Below are 24038 nucleotides of genomic sequence, written 5' to 3'. Positions count from 1 at the left end.
AGCTTTAATCCTTAAGCGCGGGCAGTGACCAGCCTTTATAATATGCAAACATACGAAGAGTTATCCCTGCTCCAAGCAACACAAAAACTGTCGCTATCCCGCCAAGTCCACTAATATAAAGAGCATAGTAGCAAGCTCCCACGCCCATACTTATGGTTCCATAAAGCCCTGTTCTCAAAAACCACGGAACTTCGTTAAGCAAAATATCTCGTAAAATTCCCCCGCCAACACCGTTGCAAAACGCCATCATAGCCACACCAAAGATATTATAACCATACTCACAAGCTATCATGGCACCAACTATAGAAAAGATAACCATATCAATAGCATCAGCAAAGATAAATATAAATTTTTTCTCCAAGCCATCGCGTCGCGAGTGTAGGTGTAGATTGTAAGAGATAACAAGCATTGCTAGTACGATGATGATAGGTGCATAGTTAGTAAAGCTATAAACAGGACGGCTAACGAGCATATCTCGCACAATACCACCGCCAAGAGCAGTCAGAAAGGCAGACAAGAACACACCAAGCCAGTCACAGCCCTTTTTTACTGCAAATAAAAATCCAGAAAGCGCCGCAGATGCGATACCGATGTACTCCACAAACAAAATAAAATCCATCTAACTCTCTTTGAATTTTTTGCTTGATTGTAGCGTGAAAGTGGTAAAATTTGGCTAAATTTACCGCTTTGAACGCCTTCATACAAGTCAAATTTTTTATACATACTCTTTTGTGCGGTTTAAATCTAATAAGCAAAGGATTATCAGCTCTCATTTTATCAATAAACTACTTTGCACGGCTAGTTTTTTGGGTCTTGTCACAGCCAGTCAAGCTCACGCTGTGTGACACTAAAAATTTGCAAAAACACTACCTTGACATTTGGGGTTAAAATTTCTTTATTTTCATAACCCAGCCTAACATCGGAGTAAAGACTATGCCAACTAGCTTCGTGTCTGTTATGCATGCAAATCGGTGAGCTAATCGGAAAAAATGATATACCTTAAACTACTTCTTGCTCTCATAGAAATAGCGGGCTAAATTTTGCATTAAATTTACCGCCCAGTATGGCTTATTTTAACCTTGCCGCCATCGCTATTTTTGTCATCATCATCACCCATAAATGGCACCAAACACACACTAAGTTCAAAACCCTAGCGAGTTTAAAGTGCATCTATGGTATTTGGCTCATAATAAAGCTCACTTGTGCTATAACTTATGATATGGCAGCAAATTCTGCTCGTAATACTCAAAGATACTTACCCCCATCAAGCGTCATTGCCACCAAAAATGTACTTTATGGGTGTAGTGGTGCTTTTTGTTTCTGAATAGACTCGCTTAATTCGCCGCTAATAGTATCACAACCAGGCGGAGTCGTGTTTGCTAAAATTTGTTATATACTCACGCATATTTGGCATTTTTCCAGCTAGTTTTACTTTTTAGCACTGGGCTCATTTTTAGGTTCTTTTTGTCTAAAATTTTATCAAAAATGCCTATTTTATCTCTTTTTTGAAATTTTATTAAGTATCGTAGCTAATGCAAAAATTAGTTTAAAAATTTATTGATTTTTTCAATGAAATTTAGTGGGTTTACCTGTGTGCCATCAGCTATGACTCCAAAATGCAAGTGCGGACCACTAACTCTACCGCTGGCACCACTAAGCCCTAAAATTTCACCCCTTTTTATCTCTTGCCCAAGTTCTACTGAAATTTTGCTTAAATGATAATACTGAGTGTAAATACCCTCTCCATGATCTATAACAACAGATCCACCTGCATAGTAGCGATCTTTGGCGATAACAACGACACCATCATTGCTAGCAGCCACCTCTACGCCAACGGCAGCTCTAAAGTCTGTCCCACCGTGATAACTTTTAAGCATTTTATTAAAAACGCGAGCTGAGCCAAAATGGCTTGTGATAGGCGAGTTTAGTGGTAGTATAAATTTTTGGCTGACTTTTAAGCCTAAATTTTGCGTGTTGTAAATTTTATTTGCCTCTTCTCTCTCATCATTTATTCGTTTTTGTACCTTTTTTGGAGGATTTACTTTTTTACTATCGACACTTATTTGCTCTTTTTTATAATCTCCCAAAACAACATTATAAACCACACTTTCATCACCATTTTTAAGCACTATCTCGCCTCTTTTATGGTAGTTTGCCACAACTATTGCAAATTTTAAGTCTGAGTTTTTAGCACTTATCCAGCGTTTTTGAGCACCATCAATAGTTAAATTTTTAGGGCTTGATGTAGCATAAATTTCCACATCGCCATTTGTTATATCATTTGCGTTTAGGCACAAAAAAGCAAGTATCAGAAGTATAAATTTGTTCATTTTTATCCTTTTTTAGGTATTGTATCTAAAAAATTAAAATTTTTAAATCCGCAAGAGCGCTACTCTGGATAAAAAAGTTGTGATAAAAAGAGCCAAAAAGCTAGCAAATACATCAAAAAATGTAAAAGCTAGCTAATAATCTTAGATCATAAAGAGGGAAACGAAGCGTTTTTTAGAGATAGGTGAGAACTGCGTCATATATTCAAACGCCTCCTCGTAATCGCCGTCAGTAAAAGTGGCTACATGCTCGATAAGTTCATAAAGCTCCTCATCATCCATGCTATCAAAACTGCCACGATTTTCTAAAATTTCAAGCAAAACGGCGTCTAGTTCAAGCTCGTCGTAAGTCATTTGCGTTCCTTAGTTTTAAAAAATTGCGAAACTATACCAAAAAAAGCTTAATTTTGCTTGATTTTATCGCTCATTAAGCGCAAATTTTATAAAATTAAGAGTATAAAGGTATTAAATGGGTGATTTTGAGAGCTTTTACAAAAATTTTTCATCATTTTTTAGCCAGCTAAACTATAAAAACTCATACATAAAAGAGCGAATTTTAAGCATTTTATACCAAAGCCAAAGCCATTTAAGTGCGACTCAGATCCAACAAATTTTTTCGCAAAAATATGGCGAAACTATCTCTCTAACCGCCATTTATGGCTTTTTAAATTTTCTTGACGAGTGCCACTTAACAAACACATATGAAACAGATGGTGTGCAAAAATATGAGCTAAACTTAAAATCGCATCACGATCATCTAATATGCGAAAAATGCCACAAGGTCATAGGCTTTAGCGATGAGACGATAGAATCCAGACAAGATGAAATTTGTGCTAAACATGGTTTTGTATGCAAGTCACATTCGATGATAATTTATGGGATTTGTGCTGAGTGCAGTTCTATCAAAAAATAATTGATAACGATATGCAAAAAACTTTAAGTTGCATTTAAATAACAACTCGTCATAATGATACAAAAATAAAGGAAAAATATGGAAATTTCGCCAAAACTACTTGTTAAAATAGCCTCTTACTTCACTCCAGTTAGCCATACGCCAGGCAGGATAAGGGTGCGTGTAAGTAGTGAGATAAAAGAGTTTGCAAGTAGCGAAAATTTGGGATCACTTGATGAGATAATACAAAAAATAGATGGTATAAAAGATGTAAAGCTAAATAAAATAATCGGCTCACTAACCATACATTATGACCCAAAAATTTTTGCAAAAGAGCTTTGGGATGAGCTACTTGAAGGCAAAAATTTAGCCCACATTAGTGAAAAAATAAACTCAATAGCAAAGAAGATAGCATGAGCAAAGAACTCTTAAATATCGCATATATAAGCGAAAAGACTGGCGAAAAACTCTATGAGTGTTTGGCCAAATTTGGTGATACTTTTGAGCAAATTTTAAAAATAAGAAAAAATGGACTAACACTTCTTGAAAACTATACCCAACTTTCAAAAAATGAGCTTGATGAAGCCACAATAAAAGAGGCTTTGGATGCTCAAAATTTTGAGGCTAGCGATACTTTTGAAGCATATATTTTTGCTCTAAATTATGAGCTAAGTCTAAATAAAAACTATGACAATCTTTGTAAAATTTGCGAAGATGAGACACTAAAGGATATATTTTTTCGTCTCTGGGCAACTTCAAACAACGAATATATCATGTCATTAAAAGCAGAACTTGCGGACTGCTTGATAAAAAAACCAAGTCAAAGCCATAAAACACAAGAGCAAAATTTTGGCGAAAATATTTTAAATAATTATCAAAAAAATTTTAACGATATGAGCGAACAAATAAATCAAATAATAAGCGGAAAAATGGATAAAGAGCAGATCTCAAAACTACTTTCAAATCCAAATTTCCCATTTTTTAGTGGTTTAGCTTTAGGTGCATTAGGCACACAGATGATAAGCAAAAATTTAAAGGAAAATCAAGATGAAAACAATACCAAATAAAGGATCAAACATGGCACTACCATTTATCGCAGGAGCCGCGCTTGGCGTACTAGCTGTTGTTGCGTTTAATAAGCGCGAAAAAATTTTTGACATAGCAAAAGAGGGGCTAGACAAGGGTAAAGATCTAGCTGAAGATGGGCTAGAAAAAGGCAAAGAAGTTTTGCAAAAAGGAAAGAAATTTGCTGATGAGATTGTAAAAACAACCAAAAAACGCACAAGACGAACAAAAGAGCAGATAGAGGTTGATAATGCCAATAAAACAGCAAAAACTTCAGCAACCAAAAAGCAAGCAAAGCGTAAGCCAGCTCAAAGCAAAAACAAGCCAGCCACTTCGCTAACTCCAGCCCCAGAGCCAATCGCATAAGGAGCTAACTGATGACGATCCTTTTAACAACAACAAGAAGCCCCGCAGATCACTTTATCAGCGGTGCACTTATAGCTGGTATCGGTACGGCAACGCTGAATTTAAATGAAAAAGATAAGCTAAATTTAGCTAAAAAAACGATAAAAATGTCGCTAGTTGGCGGGATAACAACTGCCGTTGCGATACACGCATCAAATCAAATTGCAAGGGCAAAATACCTCAACGCAGCTCTTAGTGTTGGTGCTGGCGTTAGCTCTGTTTTGCTTATAAATAGCCTAATCAAGGAGGAAAAATGAAAAATCCATACATTTTACAAGAGGGCGAGCAAGTCATAGTTCAACAACCAGCCCAGCCAAATGCAGTTGATAACGCCATAAATGAAGCAGCTCAAAATTTACCATTTGTGCCTGAAAATTTCAATGTCGCTGGCTTTGTAAAAGGTCTTGCGCTTGGTGGTATCGCAGCGTATGTTTTAACCAACCCAAAAGCTCAAGAGTGCCTATTTAAAGCTATTATAAAAGGTGGCGAGCTAGTAAATGCTGGCATAGAAGAGCTAAAAGAGCGATTTGAAGATGTTAAAGCAGAGCTTGAAGCACAAAAATAGCGTACGCATCATACACCAGTGCAAAAATAGAGTTCGCATCGGGTGTGATGAGCTAAATAATCGTAGCGATGTAAGCTTTATAGAGGCTAGTATAGGCGAACACAGACTTGTAAAAAGCGTTCGTGTCAATAAATACGCAAAGAGTATCGTAGTAGAACATAATGGCAGCTTAGATGAAATTTTAAATTTTATCAAAACTCTTGATATGCCAAAAAAACCAAAAGACACAAGTCTGCCAAACAAAACCCCTATATATAAGGCTGGCGCGGTTATGGCTTTATCGCCACTTATATCAAGCAACTACGCAAAAACAGCGCTGGGACTTTATGCTAGCGGTGAAAATTTAAAACAAGGCTTAAGCGAACTAAAAGAAGATGGTATAACCTCAAAGGTGCTTGAATCAATGGCTATTGGCGTTAGTTTGGCAAGAGGCGATCATTTAGCGGCAAATAGCACAAATTTTATGCTAAATCTTGGCGAATACATGGAAGAAAGCGCGTCTCACAGAAGCGATGACCTAATAAAAGAGCTAGCCAAACCAAACATCGAAGAGGTCTGGATTGAGCGCCGAGAAGGTGGAAAATTTATACTTAACAAAGTAAAAACTAATACACTAAGCAAAGGCGACATAGTCGTGGTTGGGGCTGGTGAGACGATAGGTATTGATGGCTATATCGTTGATGGCAACGCAAGTGTTAATCAAGTATCAATGACTGGCGAGGCTGAACCAGTGGCCAAAATGCGTGGAGATAGAGTTATAAGTGGGACTGTTGTTGAAGATGGTCGTATAAAAATTTGGGCTGAAAATGTAGGCGATGAGACTGCTACAGCGCGCATAAAAGAATACATCCAAAGCTCACTAAATGAAAAATCAGCCATAGGACTAAAGGCTACAAAGCTAGCCGATAAGCTAGTTCCAGTAACACTTAGTCTTGCTGGCGTAAGCTATCTACTAAAAAGAGATATGAATAGCGTTGCTAGCGTTCTGCAGGCTGATTACTCATGTGCGCTTAAGCTTGCTACACCTGTTGCCTTTAAGTCAAGTATATCAAAGGCGGGTAGAAATGGAATTTTAATTAAGGGCGCAAAGGCTATTGAAGCGCTAAATAGTGCCGATACATTTGTCTTTGATAAAACTGGCACGCTCACACATGGGCGACTTAGCGTTGTTGAAATTTACTCATTTCAAAAGGACATGAGCGAAAATGATATATTAAACTTAACCGCTAGTGCCGAGGAGCATTATTTTCACCCAGTGGCAGAGGCTATCGTAGATGCTGCAAATAAGCGTGGTTTTAGCCATATACATCACGATGAAGTTGAGTTTATCGTGGCACATGGAGTAAAAACATCGATGCATGGCAAAGAGGTTGTCATTGGCTCGCGCCATTTTTTAGAAGATGATGAATGTATAAATTTTGCTCCGCACAATGCCATAATACAAAAGGCTCTAAACAGCGGTCTTACTCTTCTTTTTGTAGGTTATGATAAACAGCTTGTTGGTGTTATAGCGATGAAAGATGACATGAGAGAAAACGCTAAGTCAACTCTTAGAAAACTACGCGAGCTGGGCGTAAAAGAGATCATAATGCTAAGCGGAGATGTAAAGCAAAAAGCACAAGAGGTGGCAAAAGAGCTTGGTTGCGATCAAGTATTTGCCGAGTGTTTGCCTACAGATAAAGCGCGTATCATTGGCGAGCTAAAAGCACAGGGTAAAAAGGTGGCATTTGTTGGTGATGGCATAAACGATGCTCCTAGTCTTAGTAAAGCAGATGTTGGTATAAGCATGCATAAAGGCGCAGATATCGCAAAAGCAACGGCTGATATAAGCTTGCTAAAAGATGACATCGCAAGCGTTGCCATAGCAAAAGAGCTGGCCGTAAACACAATGAAACTCATTGGCTCAAATTTTAACGCAACCGTCGCCATAAATACAGCTATTTTAGGTGCCGCAACGATTGGCATGCTAAATCCTATCGCAACAGCCGTCCTTCACAACGGCACAACGATATGGCTACTTTTAAACTCAATGAAAGGTGTGAAATTTGCAAAATAATATAAAAAATAGCATTCAAGGTTCGCTGCTAAATTTAGAAACTCAGCGAAAAGTAGCAAAAATAGGGCTTGGGATATCGCTTAGACTTGTGACAATTAGTGCTTTTGGCATGAAAAACAAAGCCATAAAAGCCACTCATATCGCAGCTGGCGTCGCACTTATTGGCTTTAGCCTATATCATCACGGTCTTTATAATAACGGCTTTGCGCAGCGCATGATAAATAACGCACGCAAAAAGCGAAATTTACGCATACAAAAAGATGAAGTTTTGATAAAAGCTGAACAAGCTCCGCTTAAAAAGCGCAGAACTCGCAAAGCACAAACTGCAATATAAATGACACAAAAAGCGTTTTAGAGTAAAATTTTAAGCGCTTTTTGTATTTTTAAAATCTATCTTTATTATAAAAATATCTTTTACTTTTTTGATAAATAATAAAATTCTAACAAATTTTATCTCAAAAAGCTTTTTCTAAATAATTTTTAAATATAATATTTTAAGAAAAAACAAAGGAGCTTACTTGAACTTAACTGAAATTTTAAATACTATAAATCTTAAACTTGACGCTACTAACGGCTTTTTGTATGGGTCGTTTCTTATTATAGTGCTTATTGTTGCTGGTATATATTTTAGCTATATTACGCGCTTTGTACAGTTTCGCATGGCTTTTGAGGCACTTCGTGTACTTGTAGAAAAAAAAGATCGCTACAACAGACACCATCTTACGCCATTTCAAGCCCTTATGATCTCAACTGCCTCACGAGTTGGTATAGGAAACATCGCAGGAATATCAGCTGCACTAGTTGCTGGTGGTCCTGGTGCGCTTTTTTGGATGATGGCTATGGCATTTTTTGGTGCAGCATCAGCATTTGCTGAAAGCATGCTAGCTCAAATTTACAAAACAAAGGACAACCTAGGCTTTAAGGGTGGTCCAGCATACTATATAAAAACAGGACTAAAGCTTCCATGGCTTGGTGCGATCTTTGCTGTTACACTTATCCTTACCTATGCCTATGGGTTTAATGGACTACAAAGCTACACGATGACATCGGCATTTGAAGTATATTATGATCAGCTTGGCGCAGATGTAAAATTTGCAGATAGCTCAATGCCACTAGCCATAGGGCTTATACTCATGGCATTTGCAGCCATCATCTTTTTTTCAAAAGGTCATGTCATTGGCAAGATAAGCTCTTACATCGTGCCATTTATGGCTATCGCTTATGTCGGACTCTCTTTTATATGTGTTTTTATGAACTTAAGCGAAATTCCATCCGTAGTAAAGCTTATACTAGATAGCGCATTTGATTTTGAGGCGATATTTGGTGGATTTGCTGGAAGCGTGATAGTTATTGGCATTAAGCGTGGTCTTTTTTCAAACGAAGCCGGTATGGGTTCTGCGCCAAATGCTGCCGCAGCTGCACACACTAGCCATCCTGTAAAGCAAGGGCTTGTTCAAGCCGTGGCAGTTTTTATAGATATGACTATTTGTATCGCATCTGGCATGCTCGTACTTTTCTCTCAAACCTACATCACAAAACAAACAGGTGCAAGTGGCGAAATTCTCACCGCTTTACCGCTTGTGCAAGCTGCAATGAGAGAGTATTATGGTAACATAGGCATGCACTTTACCACCGTTGCGGTCGTACTTTTTGCCATCACTTCGCTTATTGGCAACTTTTACTATGCCCAGGCAAACATAAAATTTCTTACTAAAAATAAGACTATCATAAATGCATTTAAAATAAGTGCCATCATTATGATTTTTATCGGCGCGCAAATGAACCTATCGCTTGCTTGGAATTTTGCCGATGTTCTTATGGCAGCGATGGCAACTATAAATATCATAGCCATATTTATGCTTTCACGAGTTGTTTTAAAGGTGCTAAAAGACTACGAAAGTCAGCGAAAAGCTGGTCTAAATCCTGAGTTTGACCCGCAAAAGCTTGGCATCTCTGACACAACTTGCTGGAAAAAGGACTAAAATGCATATAAGCGATAGTGAAATTTTAGCCTATATAGCCCAGGATCTGCCCTATTTTGATCTAACGACATCACTTCAAGATGTTAAAAAGCAAGCAGTTTTAAAAATTTTTACCAGACAAGAGGTGGTGGTAAGTTGTGCTGATATAGCCGCAAGAGTGGCTAAACTACTAGGATGTGAGGCCAAGATCTTTATACAAAACACCCAAAAGGCAAAGCCAAATGATATGATAGTGCAAATTTTTGGTAGTTACAGCGATGTACATAAGGCGTGGAAACTAGCACAAATCATGCTTGAATACACTTGCAAGATAGCAACTTACACAAACCAAATGACCCTACTTGCAAAGGCCGAAAATGAAAAATGTGAAATTTTAACCACTCGCAAAAGCTTTCCATTTGCTAAAAAACTATGCTTAAAAGCTGTGATAGAAGGCGGTGGCGGAGTGCATAGGCTAGGGCTTAGCGATAGTATTTTGTTTTTTAAAAACCACATAATAGCCTATGCTAACTTTAATGAGTTTTTAGCGCAAATTCCAAGCTTTAAAGCCAAAATGCCAGAGCGAAAGATAGCGGTTGAAGCTGAGAGCTTAGATCAAACAAAAGAGCTTTTAAAAGCCGGCGTGGATGTAGTGCAGTGCGATAAATTTAGCCCGCAAATGCTTGAAAATGCAGTTGCTCTGCGCGATGAAATTTATCCAACGCAAGGATAATCGCAAGCGGTGGCATAAATGCCAAAAATGTCGCAGAGTTTGCAAGAACGGGCATTGACGCTGTTACGACTTCAGCTCCATACGCACAAGGTATGGCAGATCTTACTTCAAAGCTTGAAATTTTAGAGTAATTTTTAGCGTGCTTAGTTTTTAAATTTTTTATATTTTTTAAAAATTTAGATTAGAAAATTTTATTGTTTTGGCAATGCTTGTTTAATAAGCTCTTGTACCTGCTGTGAAATTTCGTTTTCTACATTTAATTTTTCTCGTAATAAAAAACTAGCTTCTATAATGGCATACAGCTCTGGCTTGCTTTTACGCCAGTTTTGTAGCGTGCGTGTGGTCACTCGTAGAATTCTTGCCTTGTCTTGTTGGGTATATCTTATGGATAATAATTTATCAAAATGATTTTTAATCTCTAATTGTCAAATAATTTCGTTAATTAAAAGTAAATTTAGAAAATATTTCGTATAATTGTTATTGCAAATATCTTTAAATGAGTATGTATGAAAATTTAGTTTTTAAAGCATTGCTTGCTAGTTCGCTTGTTGCCGTTTCAGCCATAGCTGATGGCGTATTTATCGGCGTTCATGGTGATTATAACTTCATGATGACATTAATAAAGCAAAAGACGGCGGTGCTAACTTTGGTATAAAAGGTGGTTATGATTTTGGTAGTTGGAGAGCATACATAGAGTACACGTACAATCTTGAAACAAAAGATACCATTAAAATTGATGGAGAGACAAGAGAATATAAGTGGAAATCACATAACTTTTCTGTAAATGCCGACTACACGCCTAAAATTACGGAGAATTTTAAACTTTTAGTTGGTGCATACACTGGTTTTGCTGTTGTTCAGACTGATGCCGATGAAACTGAGATTTATACAGCCGACAATACAACTAGCTGGCTGCTTGGTGCAAAAGTAGGTGGATTTTATGGTTTTGATGAGCATAATGAAGTTGAATTTGGCTTTAAAGCTGAAAATATTTTTGTTAGCGATGGTGACTTAGCAAACTACGGTGCATATATCGGCTATAACTATAAATTCTAAATTTTGTAAAGCTAGGCACGCTTTGCCTAGCTTTATACTTATGTTTTTTTAGATTACAAAAATTCCAGATGGCATTTCGCAACAAAATCACAAACTTATCTCTTTTATATCAGCAATTTTTAAAAACTCGCTGTAAATTTCACCAACTAGCGCCTGGCGGTTGTGGCGGATTTTAGCATCCTCGGCATTTATCATAACCGCATCAAAAAAGCCATCTATAGCGCCTTTTAGTGCAAAAAGTGTGTTTAGTTTATCCTCATCACCTAGCTCGCGCTCTGCTACTTCTTTAAACTTAGCATAAAGATTTCTCTCAGCCTCCGCCTCAAACAAACTCTCATCAACGCCCGTTTTTATCTCATCTTTTATGATGTTTGCAAGACGTTTAAATGTGCTGAAATTCTCTCTAAAGCTCTCACTAGCACAGACCTTCTCAAGTGCTTTTATCGCTGAAATTTGCGCTAGCAAGTCGCCTTTTGCCGAGCTAAGGCAAGCTTTGATGATAGAAGGATTGCTCTCAAAAAATGTATAAAGTCGCTCGTTTATAAAGCCTACAAGCGCACCCACGTCAAATTTTGTGTATCCTTTTGCTATATCGCTTAAAAACTCGCTCATATCAAAGCTAAACTCATTGTCTTGTAAAATTTTTATCACACCATTTGCTGCGCGGCGAAGTGCGTATGGGTCTTTGTTGCCGGTTGGAATTTTACCCACGCTAAATAGCCCAACAAGCGTCTCAAGCTTTATCGCAAGTGCTACAAGTGCGCTAAATGTCGTGCTTGGCATAGCGCTTGCCTCACCGTTTGGTAGATACTGCTCGCCGATAGCTCTCACCACCGCCTCGCTCTCGCCCTTTGCTCTTGCATAGTAGCTTCCCATCACGCCTTGAAGCTCGGTAAATTCATACACCATACCACTTGTAAGATCCGCCTTACTAAGCATAACGGCGCGAGTAAGTAGCTCTTTATACTCAGAGCCAACTTCGGACCTTAGCTTATCAGCAAATTTTTCAGACAGAGCAAGCGCCACTTTTAGCTCTCGCTCGCACTTTTCATACGTGTTTCCAAGCTCTTTTAGATAGGTTACATTTTTTAGCTTTTCTGGGCTAAACTCAGCCTTTAAATCGCTTTGCCAAAAGAACATCGCATCGCTTAAACGCGCACGCAAGACCTTTTCATTGCCTTGCACAATGAGCGCACTATCGGTGCTTAGAGAGTTGCTAACGACAACAAAGTGATTGCTTAGTTTGCCATTTTTAAACACTGGAAAATAGCGCTGATTTTCTTTCATTGATGTGATGATGACCTCGCTTGGCACCTCTAAAAACTCAGCTTCAAAGCCACCAAGCAGAGCATTTGGCGCTTCAGTTATCGCCACAACTTCATCGAGCAAATCCTCATCAAGCCCTATCTCAACGCCATTTTGTGCTTCTATTGCCTTAAACTGCTCTAATATCTTAACTCTTCGTTCGTTTGCGTCAAGCACTATGCCACGAGCCTTGGCGCCACTAAAATACTCAGAGATACTTGCAACGCCTACCTTCTCATAGCCTATATCTCGGTGCGGATAGCTACGGGCCTCACTTGCTATGCCAAATTTAGTAAAACTCACGCTTTCATCACCTAAAAGACATAAAAATGATCTTATCGGGCGGATAAACTCAAACTCACCCCTACCCCATCGCATAGACTTACCAAAACTAAGGCTTAGTAAAAATTTCTCTACCATATCGCCAAGTAAGTTTTTGCTATCATTACCGATGACTTCTTGTTCATAATACAAGACCTCTTTGCCATCTATCTCTTTAAACTTAAGCTCGCTCTCAGCTATACCGCACTTTTTTGCAAAACTAAGTGCAGCTGGACTAAATGCGCCATCCTTTATAGCCACATGCTTTGGTGCACCTATCATCTGAACTACGCTATCAGGTTGCTTTAGAGCAAAATTTTTGTGAAAGAGTACAAGTCTTCGTGGCGTAAAATAAAACTCAAACTCACTTGCTAATCTATACTCATCAAGCACAGCCTGCCACTTTGATCTAATGTTTGGCAACTCCTTTAAAAACGGTATCGCTGGCAGTTCTTCTACACCGATTTCTATCAAAAGTTCTTTATTCATTTTCATCCTTCTTATTCTTTTTTTCTCGTCTTTTCTTATCTTTTTTCATGATTTGCATAGTCATTCCACGCAACATAAATAGCAAAAACGCCATAAAAGCCACGAGCATAACCCAGTCTAAAACACCCATTTTTCACCTAAATTTTAAAATTTTATCTATTATACCGCAGCGTTGTTTTATATCGGTTGAAATTTCAAAAACCAATGGAAGATGATCAGAGTAAAGGCTTGATTTATCATGTCTTTTTACAAACTCGCCATCCATCATAAAATCAGGCTTAAACACACTAAAACTACCACAAACATAAGCAAGTCTGCCATTAGCCAAAAATTCTTGCGAAAGCAAGATATGATCAATCGCCCGCTTTTTACCATAGGCGGCAAATGAGTAGCGCTCCTTATAGGCAAGCTCATTCCACAAATTTGCATAGTTTTTTGTAGTTACGATATGATAAAGCAGACTTGTTTTGCCATTACTAAACGGTGTGTTAAAGTCGCCTAAAACTATGACATTTTTTCGCTCTTGCAGTGCAACACGAAGCGTTCTTTCCGCATTTTGTTGAGCCTTAAAACCATTTTTCTTATAAGCTGGAAAATGCACTACAAAAAGCTCAAAACGCTCGTTATCAAACATAAAACCAAGCCGCAAAATATCTCGAGTTTTTACTCCAGTCACAGCAAAACGCTCACTATCTTCGGGGCGAATTTTAGAAAGCACGCCAAGACCTATGGGCGCATTTTTGGTTGTCGCAAAGGTAACATAAGTGTATTTTGTGCCTTTTGCTAGCTCTTTTAAAATTTGCTCATTTTCAACCTCTTGAAGTGCTATAATGTCAGCATCAAGGGCATTTAAAACCTCTCTTATGCGAGAAATTTTTTGACTTGCTTTTTGCTTACTCCACTTGCCTTTTTCGATACGAAAATCAGGATATTCGTTTCCATTATTTATACCATCAAATAGATTTTCTACATTATAAGTAGCGATCTTTAGCGTGCTTCCAAAAGTAAAAACACATAGTAAAATAAAAGCCAAAAAAGCTCTCATAGTGGCTTTCTAAAATCAAATTTATCAATATTTTGGCGTATAGCTTCATATGCGACTATACCTACGCTTGTGGCCTGGTTTAAACTTCTGCCATGCTCACCCATCGGTATAGTTACGGCATTTTTAAAATTTAGCTGCATTAGTTCTCTTGGTAACCCTGTACTTTCGCCACCAAAAAACAAAAAATCTCCTGGCTGATAGCTAGCGTCAAAATAGAGCCTATTTGTCTTTGTAGTCGCAAAGAAAAATCGCTCCTTGTGCTTTATGTTTTCTTGCAAAAACTCATCTAAGTTCTCCCAAATTTTTGGCTCAAGCTGCGCCCAGTAATCAAGCCCAGCGCGCCTTACAGACTTCTCGCTTATCTCAAACATCGTTGGTTTTACAATATGAAGCTTAAGGTTTGCATTCACGCACATTCTGCCTATAGAGCCTGTATTTTGAGGAATTTGCGGATGCACTAAAACGATGTTAAACATAAATTTGCGCCTTTGACATAAATTTGAAAGATATTTTAACCAAAGTGCCCTTTTAAGCGGTTTAATCGCACTTTTTTAGACTTTGTAAATACAGTAAAATGGCTTCATCTTGACGGCGATTTAGCTCGGCACCAAATTCTTTTCCTTTAAAACCAAGCGACATTATCTCGCTAGTATTGATATTTGGCGTAAATTTTTCATCATACACGCCAAGCTCTTTTGCGCGCTTTATGCGTTCAAGCCTATAACATCCAAGCCACTTACTAAGTGGCATATCAAGCGAAATTTTCATCATCTCAAAATCACTTGGCATTTTATTGTAAAACGGATGCTTTAGTGCACTTAAAAAGCTATTTGGTAAAGCCAAATCATGCACGATATTTTTGATATCTACACCACAAAATCCAGCCAAAACATACAAAAATACTCGCTCATCTTGGATGAAATTTCGCGCATTTTTTAGCTCATTTATTAACTCTTCGAGCTCATTTTTATCTAAATTTAAACCAAAAAATTTCTTAAAAAGTCCTAATTTATAAAGATAAAACACACCTTTTTCAAGATATTTTGCACGCATAAATTTTATAAGCTCATTTGAAATACGCGTCTTGCTAAGGTGCGACAAATCAATACTTTTCATAAGCCTTAAAGTAGCGTTTGCAATGTCAAAATTTAGACGCGATGCAAACTGCACACCACGCAACACCCTAAGCGCATCCTCACAAAATTTCTCATCATCAATATGACGCAAAATGCCATCTTTAAGGCACTGTTTACCAGCCCAAAAGTCAAGTATCTCGCCGCTAAATATATTTATCATCATAGCATTTACGCTAAAGTCGCGCCGCTTTGAGGCTTCACGCTCATCATTGCAGTAGCTTACTTTAAAGTCAGTGTGTAGTTTCCCGGTTTTACTCTCAGTGCGTGGCAAGCCAAGGTCAAACGCACCAAATTTGTAGATAAAGTAGCTCTTGCCAACACCACTTGCACCTACACTTTGCATAATCTCATCAAAGCGTTTAGGATTAATATCATAAACCTCGATGTCATAGTCATAAACTTCTCGTGCAAGCAAGGAGTCACGCACGCAACCGCCAACCAAATATGCACGCTTTGTATGCGGTGCGAGCAGTTTTTTTACACTACTTAACTTATCGCCTGATGTAAGTAGCGTTATAGCATCGTTAATACTGCTACTTGTTAAGGTTTTCGAGGCGGTTTTCAACATTTGCTAGGACAAACTCTAAAAATTTTAGCGTCAGCTCTAGTCGCTCATTCACAAGCTCTTTTGGTAGCTCATTTAGCCCTTCAAATAGCACCTCTGTGCGCTCTTTTAAATTTGTTAAAAATATCTTTTCACTACTTAAAATCTCGCCATTTTCTACTTGCTCGCTTACGCTTTGAGCTTCATTTATCTGAAATTTTGGCTTTTGTGCTTGTGGTTTTTGCTCTGTATTTTGCATATTTAAAGCGTGCAGATTCTCAATCTTTTCAAGCTCTGCACTAACCTCATTAATCGCCATTTTTGCTATATCATCAAGTTTCATAATCTTATAAGCCACCTTTTAAACTCTGTTATCTCGTGTTGTGTTCGCATTTGCAAGAAAAATTCTTTCATCTGCTCATTTGCTATCTTACGAGATTTTCTAATCCCGCTCAAACGCCTTATCGCAGCAAGCGCATCTTTGTTATCTGCGTCGTTTTTTAAGATATTCTTATACACTTCAAGCGCATCATCTTTTAGTCCTTGCGACTCATAAATAAGCGCTTCTGTTATTGTATTTTTCATGGCTACTTTTGCTCTATAAACTTAACCACAACATCGCCCATATCGCTTGTTGTACAAATTTCTTTTGCATCAAATACAGCTAGGTCTTTAGTCCTGTAGCCTTGAGCAAGTGCGCTTTTTACGGCTTTTTCAATACAAAGTGCAGCCTCTTCTTCATTCAGTGCATATCTTAACATCATGGCAGCACTTAAAATAGTTGCTAAAGGATTTGCTATACCCTGGCCTGCTATATCTGGCGCACTACCATGGATAGGCTCATAGATACCGACTTTTCCGCCCATACTAGCACTTGGCAAAAGTCCTATCGATCCAACAACCATACTTACTTCATCACTTAAAATATCCCCAAATAAATTTTCAGTCAAAATAACATCAAACTGCCTAGGATTACGCACGATCTGCATTGCTGCGTTATCAACATACATAAACTCAAGCAAAACATCCGGATAGCTTTTTGCAACATCGCTAACCACCTCGCGCCATAACTGGCTAGTCTCAAGGACATTTGCCTTATCGACCATGCAAACCTTTTTTTTGCGTTTTAGCGCTGCTTCAAATGCAACTTTTGCAATACGCTCAATCTCATCTTTTGTATATACCATTGTATTAAACGCGCTAGTTTTGCCCTTTTGTCGTGGCTGTCCAAAGTAAATTCCACCCGTTAATTCACGCACAACAAGTATATCTACGCCTCGAACAACTTCTGGTTTAATAGTGCTAGCGCTCACAAGTTCATCATATATCATCGCTGGGCGCAAATTTGCAAAAGCTCCAAGCTCTTTTCGTATCTTTAAAAGCCCGCTTTCAGGGCGTTTGTCTCGTGGCAAACTATCCCATTTTTCACCGCCAATAGCACCAAAAAGCACAGCATGACTTTCAAGGGCACTTTGAAGTGTTTCATTTGGTAACGGCTCACCAAAAACATCGTAAGCTGCGCCACCCATAAGCTTATAATCATATTCAAAATTTATATCAAACTTCATACTTATCGCATCAAGAACCTTAACAGCCTCATCAACTATCTCAGGTCCGATACCATCGCCTTTTATCATACAAATTTTATATCTTTTTGCCATTTTTTACCTTATTTTATCTTTTTGCTCGCGTATTGCATCAAGCCACCCTCTTTTAAAAGCTCCTGCATAAACGGCGGGATAGGATGAAATTTATACTCTTTAGAAGTGGTAACATTTTTTATAACACCAGAATCAATGTCTATCTTAACCTCATCGCCTTCATTTATCTCATCTGTCTCATTTATCTCTAATATCAAAAGTCCTGTGTTAAAACTATTTCTATAAAAAATTCTTGCAAAACTCTTTGCTATAACAGCACTCACACCAGCCGCCTTTAGTGCGATAGGTGCGTGCTCTCGGCTACTTCCGCAACCAAAATTTTCACCAGCAATTATAACATCTCCAACTCTCATCTTTTTAACAAAGTCAGGATCGCCATCTTCCATTATGTGTTTTGCCAGTTCATTTTCGTCAGATGTATTTAAATATCGTGCAGCAATGATAATATCGGTGTCTATATTGTCACCAAATTTCCATACTTTTGCCTGTGTCATTTTTGCCCTTTTATAAATTTTTAGCCCAATTTTATCAAAAGTAAGCTAAAAATTAGATGTGTCGTTTTTTGTGCTCCAAAATTTTTGATAAATATTTTTAAAATTTAATGGAATTTTTAATCAAAATATAGTAAAATTTCGCCAAATTTTAGGAGTGTTTATTGAGAGTTTTATCAAGAATTTACAACCATCTTTTCAGTCCTGCTTCACTTATAAATATCATTGAAGAAAACAAGATAAAAGGCATGAGTGTCGATTCTAGTGAGCTTTATAAATTTGCCACTTTAAAAACTGAACGCAATATGAAAGCTACTATATTAGCATATGAGGAATTGCTGGCAAAATACCCGACAAAGCGACCGCTTTTTATATTTGAAAATACGACTCAGTGTGAATACACAAGCTCCCATGCAGCCACTGGTGAGTTTTTTTTCGATGTTGATGAGTATAATAGATCTTTTGCTAATGGGGCAGCAGAGATTAAGAAATTTGAGCATATTTTAAGAATTTTAAACACTCAAAATACAAGCCTTAGCGACTTTTATGGTAAGATAAATTTAAATAAAAACGATGCATTTAAAGCACTTGCAGAGCTTAGCTACAATGATGCGAAATTCTTAGAAGAGGATATCATAGTACATCTTTGTCCTACCAAAAAAAGTTCAGAGTGTTTTGCAAGGATGATAAATGGCTACTTTGTTGATGACTTACAGCCTCACCAAAGCTATGCACTTATAAATTTTGTCTGCTCATTTGCGTATGAATTTATAGGTATAGGCGCAAATTTAATGCTATTTTACAAACAAAATCCTCTCGAAAAAAATAGAGCAAAAGAGCTTTTTGTTGAGCTTGAAAAATTATATGCGCTAAATGAAAAACAACTACAAGAAGCGATCGGATTTTTAGTAGAAAGTAAAAAATATCTCTTGTTACCTTACACAAACTCATTTAGTGACACAAAATCCACTCAAACACAAAGTATAAAATAATTATAATTTTTAAAAAAGGACGGAGTGTCTCCGTCCATAAGGTTTAATGGGTTAAAAATAACTCTTGAATTTTTGCTTTATCCATAGTTTTTGTAAGCGCTAACATCAAAAGCACTCTAGCTTTTTGAGCATTTAAGTTATCGCTTGCCAAAAAGCCATATTTAGCGTCATCAACCTCTCCATTTAGAGTAGTTTCGCCACTTCCCACACGAGAGTCGCGTACCACCACAACACCCTTTTTCACACCTTCACCAAGCGCTTCAAGCACAGTTGGGAAAGGGTTGCCGTTACCCATACCAGCACTTATAATGCCTTTTGTTCCATTTTTAATAGCTATATTTGCAAAGTCTGCATTATCATTTGCATGGCTATAAAGGATATCAACTCGCGGAAGTTCAGTGATTTTTGTGATGTCAAATTCTGAGCTAGCTGTGTGCTTTCTAAGTGGAGCCATATAAAATTTAACATTGCCATAAAATACAGTGCCTATCTTGCCAGCATTTGGTGACTTAAATGTCTCAACCCCAGTCGTGTTAGTCTTAGTAACCTCTCTTGCTGCATGAATTTCATCATTCATCACAACCATAACGCCTTTATTTACGCTATCTTTGCTAATTGCAACATTTACAGCGTTAAAAAGATTTAGCGGACCATCAGCAGACAGTGAACCTGAGTTTCTCATAGCACCAACCATAACGATCGGCTTATCACTTTTAACGACCAAATTTAAAAAATACGCCGTCTCTTCCATCGTGTCTGTGCCATGGGTGATGACAACACCATCTGCCTTGCCACTAGTCAAAAGCTCATTTACACGCTTAGCTAGCTTTAGCCAGACTTCGTTATTCATCTCCTGAGAGCCTATTTGTGAGATTTGCTCGCCTTTTATCGTAGCTATCTCATTTATCTGTGGAACTGCGGCAATAAGCTTATCTACTGTAACAGTACCAGAAGTATAAGCAGTCGAAAGCTCCCCAGATCCGCTACCAGCGATAGTGCCGCCAGTCGCAAGGATATAAATCGTAGGCTTAGCAAAAGCCAAAGTAGTTCCAAGAAGCATAAATGCTACCACCTTTAACATAAATTTCATTCTATCTCCTTTGTGAGAAAATTGATGAAATATTATATCTATATTAAATTAAAATTTTACTTAGTTATTTTAAAGATTTGTCTAAAATTTTAGAAATTTCGGGGATAATTTTCCCCGAAAATTTTTATAGGTAGCCAAAGAGACCTGTAAATATATAGCCAAATATACAAGAGACTATAACTCCGATAAGTCCTGGTATAATAAAGCTGTGGTTAATAACAAATTTACCTATCTTTGTTGTGCCAGAGCGGTCAAACTGTATCGCTGCAAGGTCGCTTGGGTAAGTTGGCAAGATATAATATCCATAGCAAGCCGCAGCAAAAGCAAGGATAATAGCTGGATCAACACCAATACCAAGCGCAAGCGGAACAAACGCAACAAGTGCAGCTGCTTGAGAATTTACAAATTTTGAGATCAAAAGCAACATCACAGCATATGTCCAAGGATACTCTTTTACTATATCTCCAAGAGCGGCCTTCATCATCGGCGTATGCACTGCAAACATAGTTTCAGCCATCCAGCTAATACCAAAGACGGCAACAAGCGCGATCATGCCTGATCTAAATATCTCATTTTTACCAATCTTATTAGCATCGGTTGGAGTAAATATAATAATCGACGCACCAGCTAAAAGCATAAAAATTTGAATAACATGAACCATGCCAAGAGTATATTTAGAAGATTGTTTATTAGAAATGTTAATGTATGAGCCTTGAAATTCCTCTTTTTTACCATCAGCGTTCATATAAGTAACTGTGCCGTCATTTGAGCGCACAAAGCTCTCTTTCGCACCATTTTTACTTGTTATCTCAACAGCTTGAGCCTTTTGGCTTGAGCCTATCTTACTGTTTGAGACACTAAGTTCTGTTGATTGAGCTGAAATGCTACCATCTTTTACGGTGATAGTCTTTAGAATTTTTTGCTCTGTTGGATAGTTTGCAACAACTTGAACTATCGTTGCATCTTTTGTAGAAGACCAGCTTGGACGAAGCTCTTTAAAGTATCCAAGAAGTGCTACCACAGCGATAGCAGCCAAAAATATCCACATCGCAGCCCACTGATGACCTGGCAATTTTTTACCAAGAAGAGTTACAGAGTCGCCATAAACATACTTTTTAAATTCAGGATCTTTAATCTTTTCTTGGAATTCCTCATCTTTATCAAGGTCTTTCCCTCTAAACCAGCTAAAAATTCCTATCACTAAAACACCACAAAATGTCGATGGTATAGTGATTTTTAAAAGATCAAGATAGCCGTCAAAGCCAGGGATAGGATTTTTTGCGCCCAGCAAAAATGCAGTTAGTGTAACAACAGCAACCGAAACTGGACTTGCGATAATACCCATCTGCGATGAAATCGAGCTTGCAGCCATCGGGCGCTAAGGGCGTATACCATTTTAATAGCAATATCATAAACGATCGGAAGCACCGTATAAACAACATGCCCAGTACCACAAAGTATAGTAAGCGTGCAAGTAACAAACGGCGCAAGAATGCTTACATATTTTGGATTTTTACGCAAAATTCTCTCTGCGATCTGAAGCATAACATCAAGACCACCAGAAGCTTGCAAAGTAGCACTAGCAACAACAACCGCAAGGATAGTTAGCATTACATCTATAGCTGGCTTTCCCGGCTGGATATGAAAGCCAAATATAAGCATAATAAGACCTATGCCTCCTAGCATACCAAGAGCGATACCGCCCTTTTTTGCACCATAAAATAGACAAACAAGCACGATGGCGATTTGTATGCTAAACTGCCACCCCTCGCTTAAACTTGTGAGAAATTCCATATTTTTCCCCTTCCCCATTAAAATATATTTGACATTATATTAACTTTGCTTTAAAAAATAATTAAATTTTTTAACTTTAAATTTACTTTAGTGAAGTTTTCTCGTTAGTTGCTTAAAAAATTACTAAAAATCATAAAATCTCTAGCAAAAAACAGCAAAAATATACATAAAATATCAAAATTTAGTGCATAAAAGAAGATAAACATAGATATTTGCGTTTATAAATTTAGCAAATATCTATAGGTTTACAAAAAATGGGCTAAATTTATCTTAGTGAGCCTTCTTAAACTCATCACTTGAGAAATAAAGCACATCAACCACCCAAGCAAGAAGCATAAATACAATCACAGATAAAACATAAATCATCTTAACCTACCTTTTTAGTCCATTTACGATCTCAAGCATCGAGTCGCTCGTAGTGATACCTTTTGAATTTGCCTCATAAGCACGCTGACCCGTGATAAGATCGGTCATCTCCTCAACTAGCTGGACATTACTCATCTCGATAAAACCCTGCCTTATCGTGCCGATACCATCAAGTCCAGCCACGCCAACAACGACATTACCACTAGCTGCTGTTTCAAGATAGTTATTATCGCCCATCGAGTGAAGTCCTGCTGGATTTATAAAATTTGCAAGCTCTATCTGTCCCACTTGCGCCATCTCAGCCTCTCCTGGCTGCAAGATAGAAACCGTACCATCAATACCGATAGAAATTTGTGTTGCATTTTCAGGGATAACTATCTGCGGTATAAGCTGATAGCCATCAGAATTTACTACCGTACCGTTTGCATCAAGCTTAAACGCACCATTTCTAGTATAGGCTGTAGTTCCATCGGGAAGCTGAATTTGAAAAAAGCCATCTCCAGCGATGACAACATCAAGGTTGTTGCTGGTCTCTTTAAAATATCCTTGTGAAAAAATTTTATTTATAGCTGTTGGACGAACACCAAGACCCACCTCAATACCAGTCGGGCTTGTAGTAGTCTGGCTAGTTGCAGTGCCTGCATATTCCATAACCTGATACATTAAGTCCGCAAATTCCGCACGGTTTTTCTTGTATCCATAGGTATTGACATTTGCGATATTGTGCGTTGTTACATCTATTTGCGTTTGCTGTGCTATCATCCCCGTCGCAGAGGTATAAAGTGATCTCATCATGGCTTTTATCCTTTTAAATTTTATTGTCTTACGCTGGCGATTTTTGAGATCGCGTCGTTGTTTAGGTCATCCATATGGCTTGTCATGACTTTTTGATAAATTTCAACCAAACGCTGCGTCTCGATAAGACCGACCATCTCGGTTACTGGATTAACATTTGACATCTGAGCATATCCTTGAAATACAGCATCAGCATCAGCCACATCGGCAACATCATCCATTGTTTTTGGCTTATACAAATTATCTCCCACCTTTTCTATATCACGAATTTCCCTTGGTTGTGCTATAAAAAGTTTTACTATAGGCTCGTTATTAGCGTAAGCATTACCGTTTTTATCGACAGTTAGTTTTGCGTCAGAAGCTATTTGAATACCACGAGAATTTTCAGGCAACGCCTCATATCCACTAGGCAAAACCCTATATCCCTCTTTGCTAACTAAAAAACCTTCACTATCAAGACTAAAAGCGCCATTTTTAGTTAGTCTTGGTCCTTGAGGGGTATCAACTAAGAAAAAAAGGTCATCTCGCTTTATCGCAAAGTCAAGATCGTTTGTGCTGTGTTTGATGCCACCAGAGCTAAAATCTGTGTACTCTTCAACAATTTGTGGAACCCTATCGATCGTTCTATTTAAGTATTTTGCAGCATCCTTTGTATGATTTTTAAGCGGAAGTTCATCTTGAACTTGCTTAAAAATTCTAGCAAAGTCGCCAACAACAACATCATCTCTTTTGTAGCCAATAGTATTTACATTTGCGAGGTTGTTTGTGATGACATTTAGTCTATTAAACTGTGTAACCATCGCACCTGTGGCTTGGTAGTATCCATTTTGCATTTTGCACCTTAATATAGGCTTTTTGCCAAAAATTTTTATCTTTAATCCGACATAAGCAAAAAGTGTTCCAAAATAAATTTTATAAAATATTAAGAAAATTTCGGTATAATCCATCT

Annotated in this window: 31 protein-coding genes and 1 pseudogene; 14 read left to right on the top strand and 18 right to left on the bottom strand. The window is 37.8% G+C overall.

Annotation, left to right across the window (positions count from 1 at the left end; translation table 11 throughout):
* Positions 1 to 4: 4 nt before the first annotated feature.
* The 4 genes from LQV35_RS02590 to LQV35_RS02575 all read right to left on the bottom strand — a co-directional run bounded on the left by LQV35_RS02590 (position 5) and on the right by LQV35_RS02575 (position 2681).
* Positions 5 to 619, bottom strand: a complete 615-nt coding sequence (locus tag LQV35_RS02590; RefSeq protein ID WP_230056307.1) for a trimeric intracellular cation channel family protein — start codon at positions 617 to 619, stop codon at positions 5 to 7.
* A gap of 197 nt (positions 620 to 816) precedes the next feature.
* Entirely contained in the window at positions 817 to 963 is a 147-nt protein-coding gene (locus LQV35_RS02585) for a hypothetical protein (protein WP_230056306.1), read from the bottom strand.
* Between the two features lie 578 nt (positions 964 to 1541).
* Entirely contained in the window at positions 1542 to 2330 is a 789-nt protein-coding gene (gene pgp3 / locus LQV35_RS02580; protein WP_230056305.1) for a peptidoglycan metallopeptidase Pgp3, read from the bottom strand.
* 141 nt (positions 2331 to 2471) lie between these two features.
* Positions 2472 to 2681 (bottom strand): hypothetical protein, encoded by a 210-nt coding sequence (locus LQV35_RS02575; RefSeq protein ID WP_230056304.1) that lies wholly within the window; start codon positions 2679 to 2681, stop codon positions 2472 to 2474.
* 115 nt (positions 2682 to 2796) lie between these two features.
* On the opposite strand from LQV35_RS02575, the gene LQV35_RS02570 reads away from it, so the two are divergent.
* From LQV35_RS02570 to LQV35_RS09155, 11 genes are all read left to right on the top strand, one after another.
* Positions 2797 to 3240 carry a Fur family transcriptional regulator gene (locus LQV35_RS02570; protein ID WP_230056303.1) on the top strand — a complete coding sequence of 148 codons (444 nt, stop codon included), beginning with the start codon at positions 2797 to 2799 and terminating at the stop codon, positions 3238 to 3240.
* Between the two features lie 78 nt (positions 3241 to 3318).
* A complete protein-coding gene (locus LQV35_RS02565) occupies positions 3319 to 3636 on the top strand; it encodes an HMA2 domain-containing protein (protein WP_230056302.1) in 318 nt (105 codons plus the stop codon).
* Positions 3633 to 4286 (top strand): ferritin-like domain-containing protein, encoded by a 654-nt coding sequence (locus LQV35_RS02560; protein ID WP_230056301.1) that lies wholly within the window; start codon positions 3633 to 3635, stop codon positions 4284 to 4286. The genes LQV35_RS02565 and LQV35_RS02560 overlap by 4 nt, the downstream gene beginning before the upstream one ends.
* Positions 4267 to 4650 (top strand): hypothetical protein, encoded by a 384-nt coding sequence (locus LQV35_RS02555; RefSeq protein WP_230056300.1) that lies wholly within the window; start codon positions 4267 to 4269, stop codon positions 4648 to 4650. Before LQV35_RS02560 ends, LQV35_RS02555 begins: the two co-directional genes overlap by 20 nt.
* An 11-nt stretch (positions 4651 to 4661) precedes the next feature.
* On the top strand, positions 4662 to 4946 hold the full coding sequence (locus LQV35_RS02550) for a Cys/Met metabolism pyridoxal-phosphate-dependent enzyme (protein WP_230056299.1): 285 nt from the start codon (positions 4662 to 4664) through the stop codon (positions 4944 to 4946).
* On the top strand, positions 4943 to 5254 hold the full coding sequence (locus LQV35_RS02545; RefSeq protein ID WP_230056298.1) for an MBL fold metallo-hydrolase: 312 nt from the start codon (positions 4943 to 4945) through the stop codon (positions 5252 to 5254). The genes LQV35_RS02550 and LQV35_RS02545 overlap by 4 nt, the downstream gene beginning before the upstream one ends.
* Positions 5223 to 7310, top strand: coding sequence for a heavy metal translocating P-type ATPase (locus LQV35_RS02540; protein WP_418884442.1), 2088 nt, complete (start codon positions 5223 to 5225; stop codon positions 7308 to 7310). Before LQV35_RS02545 ends, LQV35_RS02540 begins: the two co-directional genes overlap by 32 nt.
* Positions 7300 to 7644 carry a helicase gene (locus LQV35_RS02535; protein WP_230056296.1) on the top strand — a complete coding sequence of 115 codons (345 nt, stop codon included), beginning with the start codon at positions 7300 to 7302 and terminating at the stop codon, positions 7642 to 7644. Before LQV35_RS02540 ends, LQV35_RS02535 begins: the two co-directional genes overlap by 11 nt.
* Positions 7645 to 7843: 199 nt before the next feature.
* Complete coding sequence (locus LQV35_RS02530; RefSeq protein ID WP_230056735.1) at positions 7844 to 9292, top strand: alanine/glycine:cation symporter family protein; 1449 nt, start codon at positions 7844 to 7846, stop codon at positions 9290 to 9292.
* Position 9293: 1 nt separating this feature from the next.
* Positions 9294 to 10004 (top strand): beta/alpha barrel domain-containing protein, encoded by a 711-nt coding sequence (locus tag LQV35_RS02525; protein ID WP_230056295.1) that lies wholly within the window; start codon positions 9294 to 9296, stop codon positions 10002 to 10004.
* Positions 10001 to 10135, top strand: coding sequence for a hypothetical protein (locus tag LQV35_RS09155; RefSeq protein WP_418884441.1), 135 nt, complete (start codon positions 10001 to 10003; stop codon positions 10133 to 10135). Before LQV35_RS02525 ends, LQV35_RS09155 begins: the two co-directional genes overlap by 4 nt.
* 60 nt (positions 10136 to 10195) lie before the next feature.
* Here the strand turns inward: LQV35_RS09155 and LQV35_RS02520 are convergent, their stop codons facing one another.
* Positions 10196 to 10351 (bottom strand): hypothetical protein, encoded by a 156-nt coding sequence (locus LQV35_RS02520; protein ID WP_336245979.1) that lies wholly within the window; start codon positions 10349 to 10351, stop codon positions 10196 to 10198.
* Positions 10352 to 10500: 149 nt separating this feature from the next.
* Between LQV35_RS02520 and LQV35_RS02515 the strand changes: the two genes are divergently transcribed.
* Positions 10501 to 10659, top strand: coding sequence for a hypothetical protein (locus tag LQV35_RS02515; RefSeq protein WP_230056294.1), 159 nt, complete (start codon positions 10501 to 10503; stop codon positions 10657 to 10659).
* Positions 10620 to 11060, top strand: a complete 441-nt coding sequence (locus LQV35_RS09150) for an outer membrane beta-barrel protein (protein WP_418884440.1) — start codon at positions 10620 to 10622, stop codon at positions 11058 to 11060. The genes LQV35_RS02515 and LQV35_RS09150 overlap by 40 nt, the downstream gene beginning before the upstream one ends.
* 87 nt (positions 11061 to 11147) lie before the next feature.
* Here LQV35_RS09150 and glyS read toward each other — a convergent pair whose 3' ends face one another.
* From glyS to LQV35_RS02470, 9 genes are all read right to left on the bottom strand, one after another.
* Positions 11148 to 13181 (bottom strand): glycine--tRNA ligase subunit beta, encoded by a 2034-nt coding sequence (gene glyS, locus LQV35_RS02510; RefSeq protein ID WP_230056293.1) that lies wholly within the window; start codon positions 13179 to 13181, stop codon positions 11148 to 11150.
* On the bottom strand, positions 13168 to 13305 hold the full coding sequence (locus LQV35_RS02505; RefSeq protein ID WP_230056292.1) for a hypothetical protein: 138 nt from the start codon (positions 13303 to 13305) through the stop codon (positions 13168 to 13170). Before LQV35_RS02505 ends, glyS begins: the two co-directional genes overlap by 14 nt.
* Positions 13306 to 13308: 3 nt before the next feature.
* Positions 13309 to 14220, bottom strand: a complete 912-nt coding sequence (locus LQV35_RS02500) for an endonuclease/exonuclease/phosphatase family protein (RefSeq protein ID WP_230056291.1) — start codon at positions 14218 to 14220, stop codon at positions 13309 to 13311.
* Entirely contained in the window at positions 14217 to 14696 is a 480-nt protein-coding gene (locus LQV35_RS02495; protein WP_230056290.1) for a tRNA (cytidine(34)-2'-O)-methyltransferase, read from the bottom strand. Before LQV35_RS02495 ends, LQV35_RS02500 begins: the two co-directional genes overlap by 4 nt.
* 61 nt (positions 14697 to 14757) lie before the next feature.
* Entirely contained in the window at positions 14758 to 15921 is a 1164-nt protein-coding gene (locus LQV35_RS02490) for a tRNA nucleotidyltransferase/poly(A) polymerase-related protein (RefSeq protein ID WP_418884433.1), read from the bottom strand.
* On the bottom strand, positions 15890 to 16243 hold the full coding sequence (locus LQV35_RS02485; protein ID WP_230056288.1) for a CiaD-like domain-containing protein: 354 nt from the start codon (positions 16241 to 16243) through the stop codon (positions 15890 to 15892). The genes LQV35_RS02490 and LQV35_RS02485 overlap by 32 nt, the downstream gene beginning before the upstream one ends.
* A complete protein-coding gene (locus LQV35_RS02480; RefSeq protein WP_230056287.1) occupies positions 16240 to 16485 on the bottom strand; it encodes a hypothetical protein in 246 nt (81 codons plus the stop codon). Before LQV35_RS02480 ends, LQV35_RS02485 begins: the two co-directional genes overlap by 4 nt.
* A 2-nt stretch (positions 16486 to 16487) precedes the next feature.
* The gene (gene leuB / locus LQV35_RS02475; protein WP_230056286.1) at positions 16488 to 17561 is read right to left on the bottom strand and encodes a 3-isopropylmalate dehydrogenase; all 1074 of its coding nucleotides are present in this window, start codon (positions 17559 to 17561) and stop codon (positions 16488 to 16490) included.
* Between the two features lie 8 nt (positions 17562 to 17569).
* A complete protein-coding gene (locus LQV35_RS02470; protein ID WP_230056285.1) occupies positions 17570 to 18055 on the bottom strand; it encodes a 3-isopropylmalate dehydratase small subunit in 486 nt (161 codons plus the stop codon).
* 161 nt (positions 18056 to 18216) lie between these two features.
* Here LQV35_RS02470 and LQV35_RS02465 point away from each other — a divergent pair, with 161 nt between their 5' ends.
* Complete coding sequence (locus LQV35_RS02465) at positions 18217 to 19044, top strand: hypothetical protein (RefSeq protein ID WP_230056284.1); 828 nt, start codon at positions 18217 to 18219, stop codon at positions 19042 to 19044.
* Positions 19045 to 19087: 43 nt separating this feature from the next.
* On the opposite strand, the gene LQV35_RS02460 is transcribed toward LQV35_RS02465, so the two are convergent.
* From LQV35_RS02460 to LQV35_RS02445, 4 genes and pseudogenes are all read right to left on the bottom strand, one after another.
* Positions 19088 to 20104 (bottom strand): type II asparaginase, encoded by a 1017-nt coding sequence (locus LQV35_RS02460; RefSeq protein WP_418884439.1) that lies wholly within the window; start codon positions 20102 to 20104, stop codon positions 19088 to 19090.
* Positions 20105 to 20258: 154 nt separating this feature from the next.
* Positions 20259 to 21928: pseudogene (locus LQV35_RS02455) on the bottom strand (anaerobic C4-dicarboxylate transporter).
* A gap of 372 nt (positions 21929 to 22300) precedes the next feature.
* Positions 22301 to 23089, bottom strand: a complete 789-nt coding sequence (gene flgG / locus LQV35_RS02450; RefSeq protein WP_230056282.1) for a flagellar basal-body rod protein FlgG — start codon at positions 23087 to 23089, stop codon at positions 22301 to 22303.
* A 20-nt stretch (positions 23090 to 23109) separates the two neighbouring features.
* Positions 23110 to 23922: a flagellar hook-basal body protein gene (locus tag LQV35_RS02445; RefSeq protein WP_230056281.1), complete on the bottom strand. Its 813-nt coding sequence runs from the start codon at positions 23920 to 23922 to the stop codon at positions 23110 to 23112.
* Between the last annotated feature and the right edge of the window lie 116 nt (positions 23923 to 24038).

The sequence above is a fragment of the Campylobacter suis genome (assembly GCF_905120475.1).
Lineage (GTDB): Bacteria > Campylobacterota > Campylobacteria > Campylobacterales > Campylobacteraceae > Campylobacter_A > Campylobacter_A suis.
Note: the sequence above shows the minus strand (reverse complement) of the source record. Positions and strands in the feature narration are given on the sequence as shown.

Excerpts from the sequence above, each read along its gene's own strand:
- LQV35_RS02555 (WP_230056300.1), top strand. The coding sequence starts at position 4,267 with ATGAAAACAATACCAAATAAAGGATCAAACATGGCACTACCATTTATC.
- flgG (WP_230056282.1), bottom strand. The coding sequence starts at position 23,089 with ATGATGAGATCACTTTATACCTCTGCGACGGGGATGATAGCACAGCAA.
- LQV35_RS02590 (WP_230056307.1), bottom strand. The coding sequence starts at position 619 with ATGGATTTTATTTTGTTTGTGGAGTACATCGGTATCGCATCTGCGGCG.
- LQV35_RS02445 (WP_230056281.1), bottom strand. The coding sequence starts at position 23,922 with ATGCAAAATGGATACTACCAAGCCACAGGTGCGATGGTTACACAGTTT.
- LQV35_RS02575 (WP_230056304.1), bottom strand. The coding sequence starts at position 2,681 with ATGACTTACGACGAGCTTGAACTAGACGCCGTTTTGCTTGAAATTTTA.
- LQV35_RS02505 (WP_230056292.1), bottom strand. The coding sequence starts at position 13,305 with ATGGGTGTTTTAGACTGGGTTATGCTCGTGGCTTTTATGGCGTTTTTG.
- LQV35_RS02560 (WP_230056301.1), top strand. The coding sequence starts at position 3,633 with ATGAGCAAAGAACTCTTAAATATCGCATATATAAGCGAAAAGACTGGC.
- LQV35_RS02525 (WP_230056295.1), top strand. The coding sequence starts at position 9,294 with ATGCATATAAGCGATAGTGAAATTTTAGCCTATATAGCCCAGGATCTG.
- LQV35_RS02570 (WP_230056303.1), top strand. The coding sequence starts at position 2,797 with ATGGGTGATTTTGAGAGCTTTTACAAAAATTTTTCATCATTTTTTAGC.
- LQV35_RS02470 (WP_230056285.1), bottom strand. The coding sequence starts at position 18,055 with ATGACACAGGCAAAAGTATGGAAATTTGGTGACAATATAGACACCGAT.
- LQV35_RS02460 (WP_418884439.1), bottom strand. The coding sequence starts at position 20,104 with ATGCTTCTTGGAACTACTTTGGCTTTTGCTAAGCCTACGATTTATATC.
- pgp3 (WP_230056305.1), bottom strand. The coding sequence starts at position 2,330 with ATGAACAAATTTATACTTCTGATACTTGCTTTTTTGTGCCTAAACGCA.
- LQV35_RS02480 (WP_230056287.1), bottom strand. The coding sequence starts at position 16,485 with ATGAAAAATACAATAACAGAAGCGCTTATTTATGAGTCGCAAGGACTA.
- LQV35_RS02545 (WP_230056298.1), top strand. The coding sequence starts at position 4,943 with ATGAAAAATCCATACATTTTACAAGAGGGCGAGCAAGTCATAGTTCAA.
- LQV35_RS02540 (WP_418884442.1), top strand. The coding sequence starts at position 5,223 with ATGTTAAAGCAGAGCTTGAAGCACAAAAATAGCGTACGCATCATACAC.
- LQV35_RS02565 (WP_230056302.1), top strand. The coding sequence starts at position 3,319 with ATGGAAATTTCGCCAAAACTACTTGTTAAAATAGCCTCTTACTTCACT.
- glyS (WP_230056293.1), bottom strand. The coding sequence starts at position 13,181 with ATGAAAATGAATAAAGAACTTTTGATAGAAATCGGTGTAGAAGAACTG.
- leuB (WP_230056286.1), bottom strand. The coding sequence starts at position 17,561 with ATGGCAAAAAGATATAAAATTTGTATGATAAAAGGCGATGGTATCGGA.
- LQV35_RS02585 (WP_230056306.1), bottom strand. The coding sequence starts at position 963 with ATGCATAACAGACACGAAGCTAGTTGGCATAGTCTTTACTCCGATGTT.
- LQV35_RS02495 (WP_230056290.1), bottom strand. The coding sequence starts at position 14,696 with ATGTTTAACATCGTTTTAGTGCATCCGCAAATTCCTCAAAATACAGGC.
- LQV35_RS02515 (WP_230056294.1), top strand. The coding sequence starts at position 10,501 with ATGAGTATGTATGAAAATTTAGTTTTTAAAGCATTGCTTGCTAGTTCG.
- LQV35_RS02550 (WP_230056299.1), top strand. The coding sequence starts at position 4,662 with ATGACGATCCTTTTAACAACAACAAGAAGCCCCGCAGATCACTTTATC.
- LQV35_RS02500 (WP_230056291.1), bottom strand. The coding sequence starts at position 14,220 with ATGAGAGCTTTTTTGGCTTTTATTTTACTATGTGTTTTTACTTTTGGA.
- LQV35_RS02485 (WP_230056288.1), bottom strand. The coding sequence starts at position 16,243 with ATGAAACTTGATGATATAGCAAAAATGGCGATTAATGAGGTTAGTGCA.